Source organism: Streptacidiphilus anmyonensis (assembly GCF_000787855.1).
GTDB lineage: Bacteria > Actinomycetota > Actinomycetes > Streptomycetales > Streptomycetaceae > Streptacidiphilus > Streptacidiphilus anmyonensis.
In genome coordinates this window covers 1-21,643 of sequence record NZ_BBPQ01000014.1, presented here as the reverse complement: position 1 = coordinate 21,643, position 21,643 = coordinate 1, and the positions used below count along the sequence as shown (strand labels likewise).

24 protein-coding genes, 2 pseudogenes and 1 riboswitch are annotated in these 21,643 nt (G+C 71.0%); of the genes and pseudogenes, 16 read left to right on the top strand and 10 right to left on the bottom strand.

The features are described 5' to 3' along the window. Positions 1–83 precede the first annotated feature (83 nt). Positions 84–1,328 carry an NADH:flavin oxidoreductase/NADH oxidase family protein gene (locus tag TR50_RS15750; protein WP_042421027.1) on the bottom strand — a complete coding sequence of 415 codons (1,245 nt, stop codon included), beginning with the start codon at positions 1,326–1,328 and terminating at the stop codon, positions 84–86. Positions 1,329–1,417: 89 nt separating this feature from the next. Between TR50_RS15750 and TR50_RS15745 the strand changes: the two genes are divergently transcribed. Then, positions 1,418–2,017, top strand: coding sequence for a TetR/AcrR family transcriptional regulator (locus TR50_RS15745; RefSeq protein ID WP_042421024.1), 600 nt, complete (start codon positions 1,418–1,420; stop codon positions 2,015–2,017). A gap of 3 nt (positions 2,018–2,020) precedes the next feature. Here TR50_RS15745 and TR50_RS15740 read toward each other — a convergent pair whose 3' ends face one another. Beyond that, a complete protein-coding gene (locus tag TR50_RS15740; protein WP_042421021.1) occupies positions 2,021–2,206 on the bottom strand; it encodes a hypothetical protein in 186 nt (61 codons plus the stop codon). Between the two features lie 267 nt (positions 2,207–2,473). Between TR50_RS15740 and TR50_RS15735 the strand changes: the two genes are divergently transcribed. The 6 genes from TR50_RS15735 to TR50_RS48775 all read left to right on the top strand — a co-directional run bounded on the left by TR50_RS15735 (position 2,474) and on the right by TR50_RS48775 (position 7,751). Next, positions 2,474–3,577: an acyl-CoA thioesterase/bile acid-CoA:amino acid N-acyltransferase family protein gene (locus TR50_RS15735; protein WP_084700372.1), complete on the top strand. Its 1,104-nt coding sequence runs from the start codon at positions 2,474–2,476 to the stop codon at positions 3,575–3,577. A gap of 290 nt (positions 3,578–3,867) precedes the next feature. Then, positions 3,868–4,092, top strand: coding sequence for a CbtB domain-containing protein (locus TR50_RS15730; protein ID WP_042421018.1), 225 nt, complete (start codon positions 3,868–3,870; stop codon positions 4,090–4,092). A gap of 24 nt (positions 4,093–4,116) precedes the next feature. Then, on the top strand, positions 4,117–4,980 hold the full coding sequence (locus TR50_RS15725; RefSeq protein ID WP_042421015.1) for a CbtA family protein: 864 nt from the start codon (positions 4,117–4,119) through the stop codon (positions 4,978–4,980). After that, the gene (locus TR50_RS15720) at positions 4,977–5,750 is read left to right on the top strand and encodes a (2Fe-2S)-binding protein (RefSeq protein WP_052441025.1); all 774 of its coding nucleotides are present in this window, start codon (positions 4,977–4,979) and stop codon (positions 5,748–5,750) included. The genes TR50_RS15725 and TR50_RS15720 overlap by 4 nt, the downstream gene beginning before the upstream one ends. A 103-nt stretch (positions 5,751–5,853) precedes the next feature. Next, a riboswitch (adenosylcobalamin (AdoCbl) riboswitch) is annotated at positions 5,854–5,999 on the top strand. Between the two features lie 65 nt (positions 6,000–6,064). Further along, on the top strand, positions 6,065–7,210 hold the full coding sequence (nicT, locus tag TR50_RS15715) for a Nickel transporter NicT (RefSeq protein WP_042421013.1): 1,146 nt from the start codon (positions 6,065–6,067) through the stop codon (positions 7,208–7,210). Between the two features lie 148 nt (positions 7,211–7,358). Continuing rightward, complete coding sequence (locus TR50_RS48775) at positions 7,359–7,751, top strand: ArsR/SmtB family transcription factor (RefSeq protein WP_084700402.1); 393 nt, start codon at positions 7,359–7,361, stop codon at positions 7,749–7,751. An 84-nt stretch (positions 7,752–7,835) separates the two neighbouring features. Here TR50_RS48775 and TR50_RS15705 read toward each other — a convergent pair. Next, a pseudogene (locus TR50_RS15705) lies at positions 7,836–8,480 on the bottom strand (adenosylcobinamide amidohydrolase); the annotation flags it as partial. 36 nt (positions 8,481–8,516) lie between these two features. After that, the gene (locus TR50_RS15700; protein ID WP_084700368.1) at positions 8,517–9,065 is read right to left on the bottom strand and encodes an adenosylcobinamide amidohydrolase; all 549 of its coding nucleotides are present in this window, start codon (positions 9,063–9,065) and stop codon (positions 8,517–8,519) included. A 426-nt stretch (positions 9,066–9,491) separates the two neighbouring features. Here TR50_RS15700 and TR50_RS15695 point away from each other — a divergent pair, with 426 nt between their 5' ends. Beyond that, the gene (locus TR50_RS15695; RefSeq protein WP_236654435.1) at positions 9,492–10,628 is read left to right on the top strand and encodes a YVTN family beta-propeller repeat protein; all 1,137 of its coding nucleotides are present in this window, start codon (positions 9,492–9,494) and stop codon (positions 10,626–10,628) included. Between the two features lie 253 nt (positions 10,629–10,881). Further along, positions 10,882–11,076, top strand: coding sequence for a 50S ribosomal protein L33 (rpmG, locus tag TR50_RS15690; RefSeq protein ID WP_042421313.1), 195 nt, complete (start codon positions 10,882–10,884; stop codon positions 11,074–11,076). Positions 11,077–11,133: 57 nt separating this feature from the next. Here rpmG and TR50_RS15685 read toward each other — a convergent pair whose 3' ends face one another. Beyond that, positions 11,134–11,559: an arsenate reductase ArsC gene (locus TR50_RS15685; protein WP_042421309.1), complete on the bottom strand. Its 426-nt coding sequence runs from the start codon at positions 11,557–11,559 to the stop codon at positions 11,134–11,136. A 90-nt stretch (positions 11,560–11,649) separates the two neighbouring features. Between TR50_RS15685 and TR50_RS15680 the strand changes: the two genes are divergently transcribed. Both TR50_RS15680 and TR50_RS15675 read left to right on the top strand, forming a co-directional pair. Next, entirely contained in the window at positions 11,650–11,964 is a 315-nt protein-coding gene (locus tag TR50_RS15680) for an ArsR/SmtB family transcription factor (RefSeq protein ID WP_042421009.1), read from the top strand. A 62-nt stretch (positions 11,965–12,026) separates the two neighbouring features. Continuing rightward, complete coding sequence (locus tag TR50_RS15675; RefSeq protein ID WP_084700400.1) at positions 12,027–12,767, top strand: aquaporin; 741 nt, start codon at positions 12,027–12,029, stop codon at positions 12,765–12,767. Positions 12,768–12,814: 47 nt separating this feature from the next. Here TR50_RS15675 and TR50_RS15670 read toward each other — a convergent pair whose 3' ends face one another. Next, positions 12,815–13,213 carry a TOBE domain-containing protein gene (locus TR50_RS15670; protein WP_042421006.1) on the bottom strand — a complete coding sequence of 133 codons (399 nt, stop codon included), beginning with the start codon at positions 13,211–13,213 and terminating at the stop codon, positions 12,815–12,817. Between the two features lie 56 nt (positions 13,214–13,269). Next, on the bottom strand, positions 13,270–13,635 hold the full coding sequence (locus tag TR50_RS15665) for an ArsR/SmtB family transcription factor (protein ID WP_042421004.1): 366 nt from the start codon (positions 13,633–13,635) through the stop codon (positions 13,270–13,272). A gap of 191 nt (positions 13,636–13,826) precedes the next feature. Here TR50_RS15665 and TR50_RS15660 point away from each other — a divergent pair. The 3 genes and pseudogenes from TR50_RS15660 (at position 13,827) to TR50_RS15650 (ending at position 17,396) form a co-directional block, all read left to right on the top strand. Beyond that, positions 13,827–15,245, top strand: a pseudogene (locus TR50_RS15660) (FAD-dependent oxidoreductase). Further along, positions 15,242–16,519 (top strand): MFS transporter, encoded by a 1,278-nt coding sequence (locus tag TR50_RS15655; protein ID WP_042421306.1) that lies wholly within the window; start codon positions 15,242–15,244, stop codon positions 16,517–16,519. Before TR50_RS15660 ends, TR50_RS15655 begins: the two are co-directional and overlap by 4 nt. A gap of 25 nt (positions 16,520–16,544) precedes the next feature. After that, positions 16,545–17,396 (top strand): LysR family transcriptional regulator, encoded by an 852-nt coding sequence (locus TR50_RS15650; RefSeq protein ID WP_042421001.1) that lies wholly within the window; start codon positions 16,545–16,547, stop codon positions 17,394–17,396. A gap of 39 nt (positions 17,397–17,435) precedes the next feature. Here TR50_RS15650 and TR50_RS15645 read toward each other — a convergent pair whose 3' ends face one another. Further along, a complete protein-coding gene (locus TR50_RS15645; protein WP_042421304.1) occupies positions 17,436–18,275 on the bottom strand; it encodes an MBL fold metallo-hydrolase in 840 nt (279 codons plus the stop codon). Positions 18,276–18,506: 231 nt separating this feature from the next. Between TR50_RS15645 and TR50_RS15640 the strand changes: the two genes are divergently transcribed. Next, positions 18,507–19,055, top strand: coding sequence for a DUF4262 domain-containing protein (locus tag TR50_RS15640; protein WP_042420995.1), 549 nt, complete (start codon positions 18,507–18,509; stop codon positions 19,053–19,055). A 177-nt stretch (positions 19,056–19,232) separates the two neighbouring features. On the opposite strand, the gene TR50_RS15635 is transcribed toward TR50_RS15640, so the two are convergent. Continuing rightward, on the bottom strand, positions 19,233–19,712 hold the full coding sequence (locus TR50_RS15635; protein WP_042420993.1) for a hypothetical protein: 480 nt from the start codon (positions 19,710–19,712) through the stop codon (positions 19,233–19,235). Between the two features lie 164 nt (positions 19,713–19,876). Next, positions 19,877–20,854 carry an aldo/keto reductase gene (locus tag TR50_RS15630; protein ID WP_042420991.1) on the bottom strand — a complete coding sequence of 326 codons (978 nt, stop codon included), beginning with the start codon at positions 20,852–20,854 and terminating at the stop codon, positions 19,877–19,879. A 97-nt stretch (positions 20,855–20,951) separates the two neighbouring features. On the opposite strand from TR50_RS15630, the gene TR50_RS15625 reads away from it, so the two are divergent. Continuing rightward, positions 20,952–21,545: a TetR/AcrR family transcriptional regulator gene (locus TR50_RS15625; RefSeq protein WP_042420989.1), complete on the top strand. Its 594-nt coding sequence runs from the start codon at positions 20,952–20,954 to the stop codon at positions 21,543–21,545. Positions 21,546–21,643: the final 98 nt, after the last annotated feature.

The window sequence follows — 21,643 nt, the reverse complement described above, 5'->3', positions numbered from 1 at the left end:
GGCGGGGCGTCCCGGTCCACCTCCCTGCCACGGCGAGGAGAACCAGAACGCCGGCCTGCGGAGCGGCCACGCCGCCCGGTCCGTCACCGGCCGCCCTTCGAGGTGGGCAGCCAGCTGCTGTACTCGCGCAGGGCGCGGCGCTGGTGGCGGCGCTCGGACATCAGCGCGACGACCGGGTGGGTGCCGGGCCTGGGGTCGGCCCCGCGGGCGATGCGGCGCAACTGGTGGCGCACCATCGCCATGCTCGCGGCGGAGGCGAGGGCCTTGTCCTTCCAGGTGACCGGTCGCAGCCGGCGGTCCGCCTCGCGGGCGGCGCGCCAGCGGTCGGGCAGGTCGGGCGTGACGGACAGCGCGGTGCCCATCCCGACGACCGCCACACCGCTGTCCAGGACCGCCTGCGCGGTCTCGCGGCGGGTGATGCCGCCGGTGAGCATCAAGGGCAGGGGGCTGGTGGTCACCAGGTCCTTGGCGAGCTCCAGGAAGTACGCTTCGCGGGCCGCGGTGCGCGAGTCCGTGGGGCGGCCGGTCATGGCGGGGCTCTCGTAGCTGCCGCCGGACAGCTCGACCAGGTCGACGCCGAGCGGCGCGAGCCACTCGATCACCTGGCGCGCGTCGTCGGCGTCGAATCCGCCGCGCTGGAAGTCGGCGGAGTTGAGCTTCACCGCGACCGCGAAGGACGGGGAGACGACGCCGCGGACGGCCCGGACCACGTCCAGCAGCATCCGGGCGCGGTTCTCCAACGAGCCGCCCCACCGGTCGGTGCGCTTGTTGACCAACGGGGAGAGGAACTGCGAGAGCAGGTAGCCGTGGGCGGCGTGGATCTCCACGCCGTCGAAGCCCGCCTCCTCGGCGCGGCGGGCCGTGGTGGCGAACCGGCCCACGGTGGCGTCGATCTGTTCGGGGGTCATGGCCGTCGGCCTGCCGAAGCGGCCGCTGTGCCGGCCGAGGTCGACGCCGACCGCGGACGGTCCCCACACGACGCCCGGCATGTCCGAGCCGATCTGGCGGCCGGGGTGGTTGATCTGCATCCAGATGGACCCGCCGCCGGACTTGCCGGCCCTGGCCCACTGGGTGAACGGCTCCAGCGGCGCGGCGTCGTCGAGGACGACGCCTGCCGGACCGGTGAGCGCCTCGGCGTGGACCATGACGTTGCCGGTGATCAGCAGGCCGGCGCCGCCGGCGGCCCAGCGCCGGTAGAGCCCGATCAGCTGCGTGTCGGGCAGCTGACCGGCGCCGGCCATGTTCTCCTCCATGGCCGCCTTGGCGATCCGGTTGCGCAGCACGGCCTCGGAGCTCAGGTGCAGGGGCGAGAACAACTCGCTGGCCATGGGGGTTCTCCCGTCACTCGACTAAGATGTGTACGGCGCTTACATTAATCGACTAATGTAAGCGGTGCAAACATGATGGAGGGTGACCCATGTCACGGGCGAGCGACAGCTACCACCACGGCGACCTGCGGGCCGCCTGCCTGCGCGCGGCACGGGAGTTGCTGGAGGAGGACGGCAGTGCGGGCCTGTCGCTGCGGGCGGTGGCGCGCCGGGCCGGCGTCTCGGCGACGGCCCCCTACCGCCACTACCCGGACCGCGAGGCCCTGCTCTCCGCGGTGGCCGCCGAGGGCTACCGCGAACTGGCCGCGGACCTGACCGCCGCGCACCCCTCCCCCACGACGCCCGACGAGCTCGCCGCGGTCGCGGTCGCGTACGTGCGCTTCGCGCTCGACCATCCGGCGATGTTCCGGGTGATGTTCGCCGAGCCCTGCGATCCGACGAACGAGGACCGGGTCGCCGCGACCGCCGCCATCTCGCAGTACGTCCGCGACATCGTCCGCGGCGTCCTGCCCGCAGCCGACCCGGAGGCGCTGTCGACCGCGGTGTGGGCGCTGGTCCACGGCCTGGCCTTCCTGCACCTGGACGGCAAGCTCGACGCCTCCACCCCCGAGGCGGTCTCCGGCCAGGTCCGCGGCGCGGTCGCCGCGATGCTCGCCGCCACCGCACCGTCCGCGCAGGTCGGCGCGTAGACCTCAGCGACTGGCGAGCAGGCTGATCCCGCAGGCGCCGACGACGAGGACCGACGCCGGGGCGACGCGGTGTGCGATGTGCGGGGTGCCGTAGGAGCGGACGGATGCCGGGTACTCGTCGCGGCTGACGCCGACGCCGCCGGTGATGAGCGCGGAGGCGAACAGCGAGGTGCAGCCACAGGACCGCAAGCGTCCAGGTCTTCGTGCCGACCTGCTGCTGGCGCCCTGGGGTCTCGCGCCTTGAGACGTGCCGTGCCATGATCTTCTCGACCCAGGAGTTCGGGGCTGGGATTCGCTTGGTGGCCGAGCGCATCGACGGGGGCGGACGTGTCGGGAGCACTTCGGTGGGTCTGCGCTGCGACCCTGTCACTCGGGTTGCTCGGTGGTTCGGTCACCGCATGTTCGTCGCCGACCGCAAGCCAGGTGCGGATACGTGTCGCGGACCCGGCTGTGTTGATGGACGAGGACGCTCACATCCAGGTGACCGGCTTGCCTCCTGGGGCGCAGGTGACGTTGACCGCTCACGCGGTGGCTCGACAGGGGGTGCCCTGGGACGCGGCAGCCGTGTTCCGTGCAAACGCCGACGGTGTCGTCGACCCGAGCCGAAGCGCGCCGGTGTCCGGCTCGTACCAGGGCGTCGACGATATGGGGATCGTCTGGTCGATGCGTCCACGGACCGTGCGCGGGGCCAACTTCTGGGCGCCTGACGATGCTGAGTCGTATTCGGTGGCCTTGTCCGCGCAGCTGGGCGGCCGGACGGTGGCGACTACGGTGCTCACGCGTATCCAGGCAGCGCGCGGGGTCACGGACCGGGTCCTCACGCTCGCCGCCGACCACGTCGAGGGGCACCTCTACCTACCGCCGCCCGGCCCGAAGCCACGGCCCGGCCTCGTGATCTTCGGCGGCTCGGAGGGGGGCAACCTCGGCACAATCGACGCTGAACTGCTGGCCTCGCACGGCTATCCGACCATCGCCCTGGGCTACTTCGGCATGCCCGGCCTCCCCGCCAACCTGGAGAACATCCCGCTGGAGTACTTCGCCACCGCCGGTCGCCTGCTCGCGAAACAACCCGGCGTGGACGCGAACCACATTCTGGTTGACGGCTACTCACGCGGGACCGAAGCCGCCGTCCTCCTGGCCGACACCTATCCCGACCTGTTCCACGGCGCCATCCTCTACGCCCCGAACGACCGGGTGGATCACGCGCTCGGTTATTCGAATCGCAACAAATTCGCCTGGACCCTCGCCGGCAAGCCCATCCCGCAGGGACTCCTGCCCGTGGACCACATCAGCGGTCCCGTCCTGGCCATCGCCGGCGACCAGGACACCGTCTGGTACTCCACCCAGCAGGCCCAGACCCTCATGCGCGGACTCGACGCCGACCATGATCCCTACTTCCATCAGGCACTGATCTACCCGATGGCAGGCCACGGGCTCGGCACCTTCCCCTTCCGTCCGAGCCCCGCATCAGAGGCTGACGGCGGAACACCATCCGGCAACAACACCGCCCGGGAGGCAAGCTGGAGCCGGCTGCTGCAACTCCTCGCCTCCCTGGACTGACACCTGAACGCGGGCGCCGACAGCACGGCCGATCAGATCGTGCGTCAGATCAGCCCGGCCAGGGACCAACCGGCCTCCACCAGGCGCGAATCGGCGCCGAGCACGTCACATTGACGGTTTCTCAAGAATCCCCTTACCCTGCCCTTATCTGTGAGGAAGCGAGTAAGCCGGTGTGAGTCCGGCACGGTCGCGCCACTGTGAGCCCCGGTCCAGGTCGGGGTGAGTCAGACACTGCCTCTTCACGCCCGCTCCAACGACCAGGGACGCACGATCCCCAAGGAGGGCTCCACGTGAGCAGTCTGTCCGCACCCGCCGAGAGTGCCGCGCCGGCGATCCCCGCCGTCATCTCCGGCTCCCGCGCCACCGTCTGGCTGATCAGCACCTTCATCATCGCCCTCGCGGTCTACTACTTCATCGGCGTCGACCAGGGCGCGTTCTCCGTGTTCGGCAACGACATGCACATCCACGAGTTCGTCCACGACTCGCGGCACTTCCTCGGCTTCCCCTGCCACTGAGACCACGGGGAACCGGGACACACCATGATCAAGCGCATCATCGGGCGCGGCGTTCTCGCCGGCGCCATCGCCGGGCTGCTCGCCTTCGCGTTCGCCCGCATCTTCGCCGAACCGCAGATCAACCAGGCCATCGCCTACGAGAGCGGCCGCGACGCCGCCACGGACGCCCTGGACAAGGCCACCGGGGTCACCCCGCCCATGGCGGGTCCTGACATCTTCTCGCGCACCATCCAGTCCACCGTCGGCATCGGCACCGGCATGATCTTCTTCGGCATGGCCATGGGCGCCATGTTCGCCGTCGCCTACGCCCTGTGCCTGGGCCGCACCGGGCGGCTCCAGGCCCGCACGCTGTCGCTGCTCGTCGCCGGTGGCGGCCTGCTCGGCTTCTACCTGGTGCCGTTCCTGAAGTACCCGGCCAACCCGCCGGCCATCGGGCACCCCGAGACCATCCAGCAGCGCGGCAGCCTGTACCTGGTCATGGTGCTCTGCTCGATCGTCTTCCTCATCGCCGCCGTCTGGCTCGGGCAGAAGCTCAAGCCGCGGTTCGGCAACTGGAACGCGACCCTGCTGGGCGGCGCGGCCTACGTCGCGGCCGTCGTGATCGTGATGGCCCTGCTGCCCGCGCTCGGCCACCTGGCCGCCAACGTGCACCTCTACGGCGACCACGCCACCGAGACGCCGCTCCCGTTGACCGACAAGGCGGGCCAGATCGTCTACCCGGGCTTCCCGGCGGACGTCCTGTTCTCCTTCCGCTTCTACTCCGTGCTCGCCCAGGTGATCCTCTGGGGCACGATAGGCCTGGTCTTCGCCCCCATGGCGCAGCGGCTCCTGCAGCCCGCGCCCGCCACGACCGCACCGGCCGGAACCCCGGACCCGGTCGCGGCGTGACCCGCACGCCCCGTGAGGCACGGGCCCAGGACGGCGCCGAACAGGCGGCCGCGCTGGGCCCGTTCTTCGTCACCGAGCACCACGCACCGGCCCGGTCCCCCGGTGCCCCCTGGCGTTCCATGCAGGAGATCGTCGACAGTCCACGGGTCCTGGACGAGCGCGTGGCCGCCGTCCGGACCTTCCTCGCCGCAGGCTCCGGAAGCGAACCGCACGCGGTCGAGATCCGGGTCGCCGCCTCCGTCGTCCACCTCGGCCTCGTCGCCCGGCTGGCCTCGCCCCTCCTCGCCCGAGCCCTCCTCCAGCGCGAGGTGGAGCCGCTGACCTTGCAGGAGGCGTTCTGGCAGCCGCAGTTGGGCGGCGCCTTCCCGCTGTCGTTGCCGCACCCCACCGCCTCCACCGCGCCCGCGGGCGCCGCGGACCCGGACTCCGCGCAGGCCCTCGGCGCGGTGCTCGTCGACGGGATCGCCTTGACTCTGGCCGAGGCCGTCGCGCGCTTCGGTGTCTCCGAGGTGATCGCCCGGGGCAACACCGCCTCGGCCCTTGCCGGTGCGGCCCGCATGGTCGCCGCCGCTCGGCCCGAATCCGCCGCCGACGCCCGCGCGCTGGTCGAGGTCCTGATGGCGCGCCCCGCTCTCCAGGGCAGTGGGCGCTACCTCGACGACGGCTCCTTCCGCCGCCGGAGCTGCTGCCTGATCTACCGCGCCGCACCGGCGCGCGACGGCGGGCTGTGCGGGGACTGCGTCCTGCACGCGAGGTCGACGACCGCCTGAGCGAGCGGACGGCCGGCCGTCCTCGAACGAGTTCCCTCACACCTCTTCATGTGTGCAGCCTTGCACCCGTTCACCACCGCCCCTAGGCTGCCGTCGTCTCCGCACGGTGCGGTGACAGTGCAGCGTCAGCGAAGTCCGGTGAGAATCCGGCACTGTCCCGCAACGGTGAAGCCCCTCGACACGGGGGCGAGTCCGGTCGCCTGGCGTCGCATTCACGGAAACCAGCCTCGCAGGAAGGTCGGTCCGGACCAGGCCACCTCGGACTGCTCTGGCCAGGCCGCCCGCACCTGTGAGCGTCCCGAGGAGGATGCGCAGTGTCCGCGCTCACGGCCAAGATACGAACGATCCGCGAGTCCCTACACCCGGCGGAATGGGCCAGAATCGGCCTGATGTCCCTGGTCATCCTGCTGCTGAACGGCCTCGGCTGGGGCATCTACGTCTTCACCGTGCTGCCCCACCACTTCCACTACGACAAGCTCGGCGTCGGCCTCGGCGTCGCGTTCACCGCGTGGACCCTGGGCGCGCGCCACGCCTTCGACGCGGACCACATCTCCGCGATCGACAACTCCACCCGCAAGCTGCTGGCCGACGGCCAACGCCCCCTCGCCAGCGGCTTCTTCTTCGCCCTCGGCCACTCCACCGTCGTGTCGGCCGTCGGCGTCGGCATCACCGTCGCCGCCAAGGCCGTGTTCGGCGCGGTGGTCGACCCGAACTCCACCTACGAGACGCTCGGCGGCATGCTCGGCACGCTCACCTCCGCCGGGTTCCTCTACCTGATCGCCGCGCTCAACCTGATCGTGCTCGCCGGGATCTTCAAGGTCTTCCGCGACATGCGCCGCGGCACCTTCGACGAGGCGGAACTGGAGCGCCAACTCCAGGCCCGTGGACTGATGTGGCGTTTCTTCGGGCGCTTCATGCGCTCGATCAACCACACCTGGCAGCTCTTCTTCGTCGGCCTCATCTTCGGCATCGGCTTCGACACCGCCACCGAGGTCGTGCTCCTGGCCGCCACCGCCTACGCCGCGACCGCCGGGCTGCCGTTCTACGCTGTCCTCGCGCTGCCGCTGCTCTTCTCCGGCGGCATGATCCTCTTCGACACCTTCGACGGCTTCTTCATGAACTTCGCCTACGGCTGGGCCTTCGCCCGCCCGGTGCGCAAGGTCTACTACAACCTCGTCATCACCGGCCTGTCCATCGCCGCCGCCTTCCTCATCGGCACCATCGAGGTCCTCGGCGTGCTCACCAGCGAGCTCCACCTCTCCGGCGGCTTCTGGGACTTCATGGCCAACTTCGACATCAACAAGGCCGGCTTCGTCATCGCCGGGCTCTTCGCCCTCACCTGGGTCGTGGCCCTGCTCTACTGGCGCTTCGGGAAGATCGAATCCCGCTGGCAGACCGGCCTCGCCGAGAGCACCCCGGCTTCGGCGGCGGCCACCGAGGAGCCCCAACCGTCCAGTTGACGGGCGACCGGCAGCCGATGACCGCGTGACGCTCCCGGCCCGGACGAGAACGAGGACGAGGACGAGAACCGCTCCCGGGCTGGGACGACACGTGCTGTCACCTGCAAGGCATTGCAGTTCACCCGGCGACAGGGGTCCAATGGGCCCCATGCATCTCGTCCCCACCGAGCGGGCCCACCGCAAAGCCATCGACGACCACCGCGCCTGCCGCGCGATCGAAGGCATCGGCCACCCCGACCGGCTCCCCCTCTGGGCCGAGCGCTTCGCGCTCCTCGGAGAACCGCACCGGCTCGCCGTGCTCCTGGCCATCCACAGCGCCGGTCCGATCGCGGTCACCGACCTGGCGACGGCGACCGGCATCGCCGACACCGCGGTCTCGCAGATCCTGCGACTGCTACGAGCGGGCGGCACCGTGGCCGGCACGAAGGACGGCCGGATCGTCCGATACGAGCTGCGGGATCCCGAACTCGCCGCGGTCCTCGACCAGATGCGGCCCGAGTCGCAGGGCGTCGACCGAGAGCTGCGCAGCAGCGCCACCTGAGCGCCCGCTCCCCAGCACGTCGGCGACGGCGCACGACGGCGTCGGCCCGCCGTGGTCAACGGGCTTCCCCGTTTCCCGCCGGGCCCGGTCACGCTCGGCCCCCTGGAGCACCGCTCGGTGGACGGCGCGGGCCAGCCGGGATCCCCACGTCGAGCGCGGCCCTCCGAACAGCTCGTGCCGCTCTCCCGGAGCGGACTCCCGTACCGCCACGCAGATCGCGTCGGACGGGGTTCCCGAGCAGGAGTAGTCGGCGTCGAGGAGCGCCTGGACCTTGGCCTCGGTGGCGGTCGCCAGCAGGTTGACCAGGCCCGAGTCGCTGACCGGCGCCGGCACGGCGACCAGGATGTTGATGGTGCCCGGCCGATGTCCGGCGTCGGCTGCTCCGGGATCCGGGGCGGCCGCCCAGGTGGGGACGCCTATCCCCGTGGTGACGACGGCGGTCACGCCCTGGTCCACGGCCCAGGTCACATCGTCGACCTGGGCGGCGGTCATCAGGCCGACTCCCGGGCCGGCGAGTCCTTGGGCTCGCGCGAGCTCGGCAAGGTGCCGGTCGGGGTCCATCCTGCTGTAGCCGGGGCGGACCTGAGCGTTCAGCACCCACTCCCGGGCGCCGATGCCACCGCCGAGCACCGCGCTGCTGATCATCCGCCAGCCGGGCCCGGCCCGCCACACGAGCATGTGCCGGCAGGCACCGTCCTCAAGCCTGCCCGCCCGTGCCACCACCGGCATTGACGTCCTCCCGCTCCGTGGCCCGGTCGGCCGTGATCAGCTGCCATCCTTCCAGCCGGGACGGCATGAGCCGCAGGGAGGTCGGGTCGTCACTTCCCCGTGGCCTGATGCAGCGCCTGCCCGATCCCCTCGAGTGCGGTCACCCTCAGCCCCCTGCAGCACCGCACGGTGGACGGCGCGGGCCAACCGGGAACTCCACCTCGAGCGCGGCCCCCCGAACAACTCGGGCTGCTCCCCCGGAACCGGCTCCCGTACCGCGACGCAGATCGCGTCGGTCGGGGTTCCCGAGCAGGAGCAGTCGGCGTCGAGCAGGGCCTGGACCTTGGCCTCGGTGGCGGTCGCCAGCAGATTGACCAGGCCCGAGTCGCAGACCGGCGCCGACACGGCGACCAGGATGTTGATGGTGCCCGGCCGATAGCCGGCGTCCGCCGTGACGGGATCCGGGGCGGCCGCCCAGGTGGGGACGCCTATCCCCGTGGTGACGACGGCCGTCACCCCCTGGTCCTCCGCCCAGGTCAGGTCGTCGACCTGCGCGGCCCGGGATGCGCCCTGACGGGGCGCATCCCGGGCGGGCGGCCGTGCCATGCCCGTGCCGCATCGCCGCTGCCGCGGTCGGCGGCACCGCCGGTGCGTAGCGCCCCGGGCGCCTGCGGCCGACCTGCCCCCGGCGACCACGGGATTCACCCGAGCGCCGATCCGGATCACCCGCGCGAAAAGGTGTCAGATAGGCATATTTCATACCGCGCCACGTACGCTGACGCACGGTCGGTGACGTGTGGCTCTTTGAGGTCCTGTCAGCGCGGCGGTGCGGCAGGTGCGACCGGAGCCGCTTTCGGATCGGATCGCAAGGGCCGTGCCGACCCCCAGGAAAGCCTGCGTCGCCGTCCTTCCGGGTTCATGCGAGCGAAAGGTACGACGATGATCAGTTGCAGACGATGGCTGCCCGGTCCGGCGGGGCTGGATTCAGACACGTGTCAGGCTTCGCGGCGGGCGGTCCGGGCGCGCGCCCTGGTGGCGGGGCTGGTGCTGCTGGTGGGCTTGGCGCTGCCGGTGACGGCGGCCACGCCGGCCCGGGCCGCGACGTCCGGGACCTTCGCGTACGTCACCAACTACGTCTCGAACACTGTGTCGGTGGTCAACGCGGCCACCAACACCGTCACCACCACCGTCCCCGTCGGCAGTCGCCCCAACTGGGTGGCGGTCACCCCGGACGGCATCACCGCCTACACCGCCAACTTCGTCTCGAACGACGTGACCGTGATCAACACGGTCACCAACGCCGTTACCACCACCATCCCCGTCGGCACCCGCCCGTTCGCGGTGGCGGTCAGCCCGGACGGCACCATCGCCTACGTCACCAACAGCGGCTCGAACACCGTGTCGGTGATCGACACCGCCACCAACACCGTCACCACCACCATCCCCGTCAGCTCCGCCCAAGGGGTGGCGTTCAACCCGGGCGGCACCACCGCCTACGTCAGCGGCTCGAGCGACGTGTCGGTGATCGACACCGCCACCAACACCGTCACCGCCACCATCCCCGTCGGCTCCTCCCCCAAAGGGGTGGCGTTCACTCCGGACGGCACCACCGCCTACGCCGCCAACCTCATCTCGAACACCGTGTCCGTGATCAACACGGCCACCAACACCGTCACCGCCACCATCCCCGTCGGCACCCTCCCGTACGCGGTGGCGGTCAGCCCCGACGGCACCACCGCCTACGTCACCAACAACGGCTCGAGCAACGTGTCGGTGATCAACACCGCCACCAACACCGTCACCGCCACCATCCCCGTCGGCTTCTCCCCCGAAGGGGTGGCGTTCAGCCCGGGCGGCACCCGCGCCTACGTCACCAACTACGGCTCGAACACCGTGTCGGTGATCGACACCGCCACCGCCACCGTCACCACCACGGTCGCCTCCAGCAGCAACCCCATCTCGGTGGCCACCGCCAGGGTCCCGGCCGTGGCCACCGCCACCTGCCCCGCCGGCCACGTGATCACCGGCGGCGGATACCAGCAGAGCGGCGGCGCCGTCCCACCCACCCAGGTCACCGACCGGCCCGTCGGCGACAGCTGGCAGGTCCTCGCCGACAACCAGAGCACCAACTACACCAACCTCACCCCCTACGCCGTCTGCGCCCCCTGACCCACCCCGCGGCCCCGCGGCCGCCACAGCGCACCACAAGGGCCGCGGGGCCGCAGGCACGCGGGGCCGCGGGGCACAGCGGCGACGGCCGACGGGCCGGACGGCCGCCGACACCGCGGCACGTTCCGGCCCGAGGAATGCCCGCACATGCTTCGGTCAGGCGCAGCGGCCGCCTCCAGGGCAGTGCGGCGGGCGGAGTCGACGGCGTCGCGGCAGGCGTCGGCGCCGTTGACGGCAAGGGGTGCTGATCAGCATGCGTCCAGCCGCGACCCGCTTCACCGGCCCCGCATCCGGGCCAAGCGGCGGGTGCAGCGAGCTCCGGTCCACGGCCGGAACCGGCTACACCTCCGTGACCCGCAAGAACCGACGCAACGACCCCGATCGCCTGGTCCTGCGCAAGCACGACCCCGTGCTCGGCCGCCACACCGAGTTCTGCGAGGAGCGCTGACCGCCGCACGCCGACCGTCGAGGCCTGCGGGGCTGCGAGCCGATCCGCGACGAGACGTCAGCTCTCCCGCGCGGCCCTGGCGTCGATCTCGGCGATGAGGCCTTCGATGAGCTTCCTGATCTCGTCGCGGATCGGGCGGACGGCGTCGAGGCCCTGACCGGCCGGGTCCTCGAGCTGCCAGTCGAGGTACTTCTTGCCGGGGAAGATCGGGCAGGCGTCGCCGCAGCCCATGGTGATGCAGTAGTCGGACGCCTGGACCGCCTCGATGGTGAGCACCTTGGGGCTCTGGTCGGAGATGTCGATGCCGACCTCGGCCATGGCGGCGACCGCGGCGGGGTTGACCTGGTCGCCGGGGACGGATCCGGCGGAGCGGACCTCGACGCGGTCCCCGGCGAGGTGGCGCAGGAACCCGGCGGCCATCTGGGAGCGGCCGGCGTTGTGGACGCAGACGAACAGGACGGACGCGACGGGGCTCGTGGTCATCATCGGTCTTTCTGGCGCGGGTTGCCCGGCCGTGCAGCGAAGGGTCGTCCGGGCTGGCATCAGCCCCAACTGATGTGAGAGTATCAGTCCATGCTGACGTCAGTCGATACTGATCTGATCCGGGTGCTGGCCGACCCGCTGCGCATGCAGATCGTGAGCCTGCTCTCGCGGGAGACGCTGTGCACGACGCACCTGGTGGAGGAGACCGGCGCGAAGCAGACCAACCTCTCCAACCACCTGAAGGTGCTCCGCGACGCCGGGGTGGTGGAGACCGAGCCCTGCGGCCGGTTCACCTACTACCGGCTCAAGCCCGAGGTGCTGGACCAGCTGACCGAGCAGCTCACCCGTCTCGCCTCCCTCGCCCGCGTGAACGACGCGGCCAACTCCAAGAGAGCCTGCCCGTGACCAGCACCGACGCCACCCTCGGGGCGATAGTGGACGACTCCGACACCCCGGACCCCACGCACATGGACCCGGCGCTGCCGCCCGGCCCCGCGGTCGCGCATCGGCCGCCGCTGTCGCAGCGGATCGCCGCCGAGTTCGTCGGCACCGCGCTGCTGGTCGCCGTCGTGGTCGGCTCCGGCATCCAGGCCACCGAGCTCACCCCGGACGTGGGCCTGGAGCTGCTGGCCAACTCCCTGGCCACGGTCTTCGGTCTCGGCATCCTGATCCTGCTGCTCGGCCCGGTCTCCGGCGCGCACTTCAACCCGGTCGTGTCACTGGCCGACTGGTGGACCGGCCGCCGCACCGAAGGCGGCCTGACCGTCCGGGACATCGCCGCGTACGTGCCCGCACAGGTCGCCGGGGCCATCGCGGGCGCGGTGCTCGCCGACGCGATGTTCGGCAAGCCCTTGGTCCAGTGGTCCACGCACGACCGCTCCGCCGGGCACCTGCTGCTCGGCGAGGTCGTCGCCACCGCCGGACTGGTGTTCCTGATCTTCGGCCTGGCCAGGAAGGACCAGCTCCGCTACGCGCCGGTCGCGGTCGCCTCCTACATCGGCGCCGCGTACTGGTTCACCTCCTCCACCTCCTTCGCCAACCCGGCCGTGGCGATCGGCCGCGCGTTCACGAACACCTTCGCGGGAATCAAGCCGTCCAGCCTGCCCGGCTTCATCGGCATGGAACTGGTCGGCGGCGTCGTCGGCCTGGCCCTGGTGGCACTGGTCTTCGGGTACCGCAGGAACAGCGGGGCCGCCGGGCGGGAGTGAACCGCCCGGCCTACGATCGTCCCGGCCTGCGATCGTCCCGCTTCGGGTCAGGTCCGGTCGATGACGACGCTGGTCGACTTCACCCGGGCGGTGGCCCGCATGCCGACCTCCAACCCGAGGTCCTCGACGGCCTCACGGGTCAGCAACGACACGAGCCGGAATCCGCCGGCCTGGACCTCGACCTGCGCCGCGACGTCGCCGAGCTTGATCGCGGTCACGATGCCGGGGAACGCGTTGCGGGCCGAGGTGGAACGCCGCTCGCCGTCCTCGCCGACGTCTTCCCTCGCGAGCTCCACGCAGAACGCGGCGAGTTCCGCCCCTTCCACGATCCGCCGGTCCTTGGCGTCCCGCGTGGTGGCGAACCGTCCCGCATCCGCCCACCGCCTCGCGGTGTCGGAACTGACCCCGAGCAGCTCAGCCGCCTGGCCGATCGTGTAGAACTCCATGCCTTCGAGCCTAGGACGACAGGCTGTTCCTGTCGGGCATCGACGCCGGGGCGCGCTCAGCGGCGCAGGTCCAGCAGGGCGGACATGGAGGCGACGACCTCGGGCGCGACCTTGTAGTAGACCCACGTGGCACGCCGCTCGGAGGTCAGCAGCCCGGCGTCCTTCAGCTTCTTCAGGTGGTGCGAGACCGTCGGCTGGGACACGCCGACATCCGAGATGTCGCACACGCACGCCTCACCGCCCTCGTGCGAGGCGATCAGCGAGAACAGCCGCAGCCGCACCGGATCGCCCAGCGCCTTGAACATCACCGCCGTACGCTCGGCCTCCTCGGCCGACAGCGGGCGCTCGGTCAGCGGCGGGCAGCACGGCACCGCCGACTCCGACTGGAGGACCGGCAGCTCCGAGACGCTCAGATTCGACATGCGTCAATATTGACATCCATCGAGGCACGGAGCAATCCTTGCTGCATGCTGCATCGACAAACGTCGATTCAGAAGCCGAGGAGGGCGCCGCGAGCGACCCCAGGCCGCGGGCTCGACCTGCTGCTGACCCACCCCGCGACCCCCCGTCCCGCACCCGTGACAGGAACAGTCCGATGAGCCAGAGCACCTCGATGAGCCGCAGCACCTCCCCCGATCTGCCCGTCGTCGTCATCGGCGCGGGACCGGCCGGTCTCGCCGCCGCCGCCCACCTCGTCGAACGCGGCCTCAAACCCCTGGTCCTGGAGGCCGGCCCGCACGCGGGAGCCGCAGTACGGGAGTGGGCGCACGTGCGGCTCTTCTCCACCTGGAGCGAGCTGACCGACCCCGCCGCGGACAAGCTCCTCGCCCCGACCGGATGGACCAAGCCCGACCCGGCCGCCTACCCGTCCGGCGGCGACTGGGCCGAGCGGTACCTCCAGCCCCTGGCCGACGCCCTCGGCGACCGCGTCCGGTACGGCACCCGGGTCACCGGCGTCTCCCGCGCCGGACGCGACCGCATCGTCGACGCCGACCGCGACACCCAGCCCTTCACCGTCCAGGTCCAAACCGCCGACGGCCGCGAGGAACGCATCCTCGCCCGCGCGGTCGTCGACGCCTCGGGCACCTGGACCAAGCCCGGCCCGGCCGGCGCCAACGGCCTGCCCGCACTCGGCGAGCACGCCGCCGCCGACCGGATCAGCTACCGCGTCCCCGACCTGACCGACCCCCAGGTCCGCTCCCGCTACGCGGGCAAGCGCACCGCCGTCGTCGGCGCCGGCGCGTCCGCGTTCACCGCGCTCGCCTCCCTCGCCTCCCTCGCGGACCTCGCGGACCTCGCGGACCTCGCCACGCCCTCCGACGGCGCGGGCACGCACGTCGTCTGGGTGCTGCGACGCGGCATCAGCGGCTCCACCTTCGGCGGCGGCAGCGCCGACCAGCTCCCGGCCCGCGGCGCGCTCGGGCTCGCCGCCAAGGCCGCCGTCGACAACGGCCACGCCGACGCCGTCACCGGCTTCCGCACCGAGGCCATCGAGCGCGACAGCGAAGGCCGCGTGATCCTGGTCGCCGAAGACGGTCGCCGCCTCGACCCCGTCGACGAGGTCATCGTCCTCACCGGCTTCCGCCCCGACCTGTCCCACCTCGACGAACTGCGGCTGCGCCTCGACGAGCGCCTCCAGGCCCCCGTCGGACTGGCTCCGCTGATCGACCCCAACCAGCACTCCTGCGGCACGGTCTACCCGCACGGCCACCGCGAACTCTCCCACCCCGAGCCGGGCGTCTACCTCGTCGGCATGAAGTCCTACGGCCGCGCGCCCACGTTCCTGGCCCTGACCGGCTACGAGCAGGTCCGCTCCGTCGCCGCCGCCCTCGCCGGCGACCTCGACGCCGCCGACCGCGTCGAGCTCACCCTGCCCGAGACCGGCGTCTGCGGCGGCTCCGGACTGTTCGAGACCCCCGACACCGCCCAGGCGAGCGGCAACGGATGCTGCACCCCGACCCCGTAGCTCGTCCAGCTCAGCGTCGGCGCTCCCATCAAGGCGGAGCCCTCCGGCGGCTGTTGCGGCTCGTGACCACCCCGCAGTCCGATGGGGCCGCGACCGGAACCAGCGACCGGTCGCGGCCCCGCACCGCCCTGCCTGCCCTCTGCATCACACAGATCACAGGATGGGGCATCCTCTACTACGCCTTCCCCGTGTTGACCGCGCACATCACGCACGCAACAGGGTGGAGCCCGCCCGCTACGACGGCCGCGTTCACCACAGCCCTGCTCGTCTCGGCCCTCGCAGGCATACCCGTCGGCCGCATCATCGACCGTCACGGCCCGCGCACGGTCATGACCACCGGCTCCGTCGTCGGTTGTCTGGCCCTGACCGGCGTGGCAATGGCCCCCAACCTGACTGTCTTCTTCGTCGCTTGGTCGGCTGCCGGTACCGCGATGGCGGCCACGTTCTACCAGCCCGCCTTCGCCGCCCTCACCGGCTGGCACCAACCCTCCCCGGTAAGGGCGTTGACCACCGTCACCCTCGCCGGAGGGCTCGCCTCCACCGCCTTCGCGCCCATCACTGCCGCCCTTGCCACCCAACTCGGCTGGCGCGACACCTACCTGGTCCTGGCCGCCGTCCTCGCCCTCGTCACGATCCCGCTGCACGGTCTGGCACAGCGGTATCCCTGGCCGCCTGCCGCCCACCGAGTCAGCGAGCGCTTCACCGGCCGCAGGAGCACGCCCGGCCGAACTCGACAGTTCGTGCTGCTCGCGGGCGCGTTGGCGCTGTCCGCCTTCGCCATGTACGGGGTCGTCTTCAATCTCATCCCGCTGCTCACCCACCGCGGCGCCAGCCCCGCCCTCGCCGCCTGGGCGCTCGGCCTCGGCGGCCTGGGCCAGACCCTCGGCCGCACCCTCTACGCCTCCCTCGCCCGACGCACCGGCGTCACCGGACGGACCGTCATCCTCATCACGGCAGGCGGGGCCACCACCGCTCTCCTCGCCGCCGTCCCCGGCCCGATCCCGGTGCTCGTCGCCATCGCCGTCCTTGCCGGAACCGTCCGCGGCAACCTCACCCTCCTCCAGGCCACCGCCGTCACCGACCGCTGGGGCACCACCGCCTACGGACACCTCAGCGCCCTGCTCGCCGCCCCTGCCACCGTCGCGGCAGCCCTCGCCCCTTGGGCCACCTCGGCGATCGCATCCGGCGTCGGCGGCTACCCCGCCTTGTTCGCCGCACTCGTCGCCGTCTCCGGCCTTGCCGCCGCACTGGCAGCGGCCACGGAGAGGTGGCCGGGCCTGCGGGCAGCCCCGGTCGTCACGCCGGATGGCACGGCTGCCGCACGCCCGCCCGCACCCTGATACCGCCTGGGTATCGTTGCTGAGTATGGAGCTACGCACGCTGCGGTACTTCGTGGCCGTCGCCGAGGAACTCCACTTCGGCAGGGCCGCGGCCCGTCTGCACATGAGCCAGCCGCCGCTGAGCCGGGCGATCAAGGGGTTGGAGGCCGACGTCGGCGCCACCCTGCTGCACCGCTCCGCGACCGGCGTGGCTCTCACCCCGGCCGGGGTGGTGCTGCTGGAGGAGGCGCGGAACGTGATCGACCAGGTCGAGCGCGCCCGTGTGCGTGTGGCCACGGCGGCCGGTACCGCGACCATCACCGTCGGCATCCTGAGCGACAGCGCCGACCCGGGCGCGACCCGGCTGGCCGCCGCCTACCGCAGGCGGTACCCGGGCGTGGAGGTCCGCCTCCGGGAGGCCGACCTGACGGACCCGACCTGCGGTCTGCCGGCCGGCTCGGTCGACATCGCCTTGACCCGCGGTCCCTTCAACGAGACCGGCCTGACGGTCCGCGAACTGCGCGCCGACCCGGTCGGCGCGCTCCTGCGTCGCGACGACCCCCTCGCCGAGCGTGCCGATCTGACGCTGGCGGACCTGTCCGGCCGACGGTGGTTCCAGTTCCCGGCGGGCACCGATCCGATCTGGCAGGCGTACTGGAACGGCGGGGAGCCCCGCGAGGGTCCTGTCGTCCGCGCCGTCCAGGAGTGCGTGCAGGCGGTGCTGTGGAACGGCACGGTCGGCATCGCCCCGCTCGGACACCTGCCGTCCGCGGAGTTGACGGTCGTGCCGCTGACGGACATGGCACCCAGCCGCGTGGTCACGGCCTGGCGGCGGGGCGACACGAGCCCGCTCATCCAGTCCTTCGTCCAGACTGCGACGTCGGCCTACCGCGCCTGAACCGGGCTCATCCCGGTCGTCGAAGTCATGACGAGCTGGTCAGTCGCCGAGGAGCGGGATCCCGTCGTACGCCGATACGTCGTGGGCGGGGACAATGTGCATGGCGCCCGCGAGCGCTATCACGCGCAGCAGATCCTCACGGAGCATCCTGGGGTCGCTGTCGGCGAGCATCCGCAGCACGAGTGGCCGCTCAGCACGCCGGCGGATGCCGTCGAGCTGCCACGTGAGGTCGCCGATGAAGGCGTACCGCTGACCGGTCGGCAGGGTGACGAAGACGACCACGGAGCCGGTCGTGTGCCCGGGGGCGGGGACGACGACCACCGAGCCGTCGCCGTACACGTCGAAGCTCGCCGGAAAGCCGAGATAGGGAGGTCCGTTGAACTGGTACCGGTCGATCCTGTGCTCTGCGGAGACGCTGCGGAACACTCGGCCGCCGCGGTTTCCGCCCGAGTATTCCAGCTCTCCGGCGTTCATCAGGATCGGCACCTGGAGATCCGCGAGGCCGCTCACGTGGTCCCAGTGCGCGTGCGTCACCAGTACGCCGCGCAGATGGCCGAGGTCGTAGCCGCTCGCCTTCAACTGTGCGCTCGCACTGCGGATCAGCTCGTACGGGGCGCGCTCGTACCGCGGCAGCGACTGGATATGCGCCCCGACCTGGGAGCCGAATCCGGCATCGATCAGCAGGTCGCCGCTCGGATGTCGCACCAGGACCGCGGTCGCCGCGAAACGGCGCTTGTCGCGGAACGAACCGCCCTTGAATGCGAACGCTGCCCTTGTTTCGTAGGTCCCCGTCGGCAGTTGGAAGAGAGCCATGCCAGGTGGCGGCGCCGCCTCGGGGAGAGGCTCGGACCAAGCGACGGGCATGGGGAGAGGTGACATGACAGCCATGGTGTGACCGACCCGCTCGGGCGTCCAATACCTGTTCCGTGATCCCGATACCTTTGAGGTATCGGGACCGTGAGCAGCAGTCATCGGGCGATGTCGCATTCGTGTGAGCGACTTTTGCGGCGCGGATACCTGTCTGGCAGGAGCCGCCGGACAGGCCCCTGGGCGAATCGAGTGCCGGGCCCGCCGACCCCGCTCCAGCGCTCACCTCGTACCCTCAAACGCATGACCGGTGATCCATTCCAGTGCCGCTGCGTCCTGTGCCACGACTACGGCGACCGGGACGACGCCGACCATGTCGATCGGACGATCATCGGCCATGTGCAGGAGCACGGATGGCACGTCACGATGGTTTACGAGGACGAGATCGGCCCGGGGTTCGCCTACACGATCGGCCTGGCTCATACGCACGGCACGCCTGAGCTTGCGATGTTCGGACTCGATGTCCACCTCATGCACCGCATGCTCGACACCCTCGGCGAGAAGGTCGCGGCCGGCGCGGCACTGGCGGACGGCCAGGAGCATGACGGCGTCGCACGCGGCCTGCCGGTGACGCTCAGACAGGCTGATCCTCGCTGGTACCGGACCTTCTTCGGACGGGCCATCGGGTTCTACCGCCGTCCGCCCCTCCCGGTTCTGCAGGTGGCCTGGCCCGACACGAACGGGCGCTTTCACTGGGAGGACCGCAGTGAGCCCGCGCATCGAAACTCGCAGCCTCAGCTGTGGCTGCCGCCCAGTGAACACCCGGTCGGAGTCTGGACCGCCGAGCTCTGACCCCGATCATGGCACTTGCGCGCGCAGGCGGGGCCGGCCTGCAGGAGTTGCTCGATCACCTCGGCGCTGCTGGCGCAGAGCAAACCCTTCTGATGTCGTGTGAACACGGGTCGGTCTGCGCTCAGCGATGCAGGATGCTCAGGATGTGACTGACGGCTGCTGCCTTCTCAGCGGAGCTCAAGGTGTCCCACTGCTGGTGGGTGGCCGGGCCGACGACCCGTCCCGTGCCCATTCCTCGCGCGGCCGCAACCGCGCCAGAATCCGTTGGGCCTCGTCGCGGACTCCGGCGTCTGTGTCCCCCGTCAGCTCACGCAACTGCGCGATCAGGCGGTCCGCGCCTTCGGTTGTCAGCCAGTCAGGATCACAGTCCAGGGCCGCTTGGATCTCATCCGCAGTCCAGGTCTCGCTCGCCCAACTCCTGGCCAACAGCACGCAGCGAAGCCCGGCGGTGTCCATGCGCGCGAGCAGCGCCTCGGCCGTCTCCTGGGTCACCGCGGTGTCCTGGGCGTCCAGGAGAAGCCGGTGCAGCACAGCCGCAACCTCGTCCATCCTGTCCGCTGCAGCGAGCCGCCTCCCGGACGCCGCGCGAACGGCCCAGTCCGGCGAGTCGGCGTCGCGAACCGCCGCACTCAGCTCTTGGTCGTCGGGAGGCGTCATGCCCCCCAGCTTGCCAGGACACCGTCGTTCACGACGCGGGAGTTCTTGGAGCCTTTCCCTGTTGCCCTCGGGCTGTGGTCACAGAGGCTCACCTTCGAGGACGCGGGAGTGGCTTTGTTCATGAGAACGAGCAGCATTTGTGCTGGATCGACGCTGGCTCCTGGTCAGTTCCAGGTGGGGAGGTGGCCTTCGGCGTAGCGGGCGCCGTATCCGCCGGTGGGCAGGATGTCACTGATCGCGGTGAGGTCGTCCTGGGTGAGGGCGAGTTCGGCTGCTCCGGCGTTCTCTTCGATGCGGGCGGTGCTGCGGGTGCCGGGGATGGGGACGATGTGCTCGCCCTGGGCGAGAAGCCAGGCCAGGGCGAGCTGGGCGACGGTGGCGCCCTTGGTGGCGGCCAAGGCGGCGAGCCGGTCGACGGCGTCGAGGTTCTTCTCGTAGTTGCCGGGCTGCCAGCGGGGGTCGTTGTTGCGCATGTCGGTGGCGTCGTACTGGCCGGCGGGCTTGGCGGTGCCGGTGATGAGGCCGCGGCCCAGCGGGGAGTAGGCGACGAAGCCGATGCCAAGCTCGGCCAGAGTCGGGAAGAGCTGTTCGGCGTCGCGCTCGAACAGGGAGTACTCGGTCTGCAGCACGGAGACCGGCTGCACTGCGTGGGCGCGGCGGATCGTCTGCGGGCCAGCCTCGCTGAGGCCGAAGTACTTCACCTTGCCGGCGTCGATGAGCTCCTTGACGGTGCCGGCGACGTCCTCGATGGGGACGGCGGGGTCCACGCGGTGCTGGTAGAAGACGTCGATCTGGTCGACGCCCAGGTGGCGCAGGCTGTTGTCGGCGACCTTGCGGATGTTCTCCGGGCGGCTGTCCAGGCCCAGGCCCTGCTCGGTGCGGGCGAAGCCGAACTTGGTGGCCAGCACCACCTGGTCGCGGAAGCCCTGGACGGCCTTGCCGACCAAGGCCTCGTTGTTGCCGGTGCCCCAGCCGTAGAGCTCGGCGGTGTCGAAGAAGGTCACGCCCAGCTCGTACGCGCGCTGAAGGGCGGCGATGCCGGCCTGCTCGTCGCCGGGTCCGTAGGCCATGGTCAGGCCCATCGCACCGTAGCCGAGGGCCGAGACGGTCAGGCCCTGGGCGCCCAGTGTCCGCTGCTGCATGGAATCTCCCGATGTCAAACCAAACTGTTCGGTTTGACCTTACGCCGCTGACTGCCCAGATCCAAACCAAACGGTTTGGTCGGGTAGCGTGGAAGGTATGACCCCTACCAGGAGCAGCGCCGATTCGGCCCGTGAGCGCATCCTCGCGGCGGCCCTGGCTGAGTTCTCCCGGCACGGGATCGCCGGAGCGCGGGTTGACCGCATCGCCAAGGCGGCCAGGACCAGCAAGGAACGCTTCTACGCCTACTTCGGCTCCAAGGAGGAGTTGTACCGGCACGTCTCGGCCCAGGAGCTGGCAGCCGTGGCGGAAGCGACCCGGCTGGACCCCGCAGACCTGCCCGCCTACGCCGGCCGTATCCACGACTACTTCCTGGACCACCCCGAGCACTTCCGGCTCCTGCGCTGGGGCCAGCTGGAGCTGGACGCCAACGGTGACGGAGGCGACGACGCCGTCCGGCAGTCCGTCGCTGGCAAGGTCGAGCAACTGCGCAGAGCCCAGGCGGTGGGCCAGCTGGACACCGCGTGGGAGCCGATTGACATCCTCGTCTTCGTCAACCAGATCGCTATGGCCTGGGCATCCCAGTCCGACCTGCTGCCGCCTGATCACGACGAGCAGGCCGGGTTCCTCGCAGCGCGCCGAGCAGCGGTTGTCTCCGCCGTCGGCCGCCTCTTCCCGGCACACACCGCCTGACTCCAATCGATCCGCTGCCGTCCGGGCGACCCGGCGAGAATCGAACGACCGCCGCGGGAGCGCCTCCCAAACTCATGAACAAGTGCTGTCGTGAGACA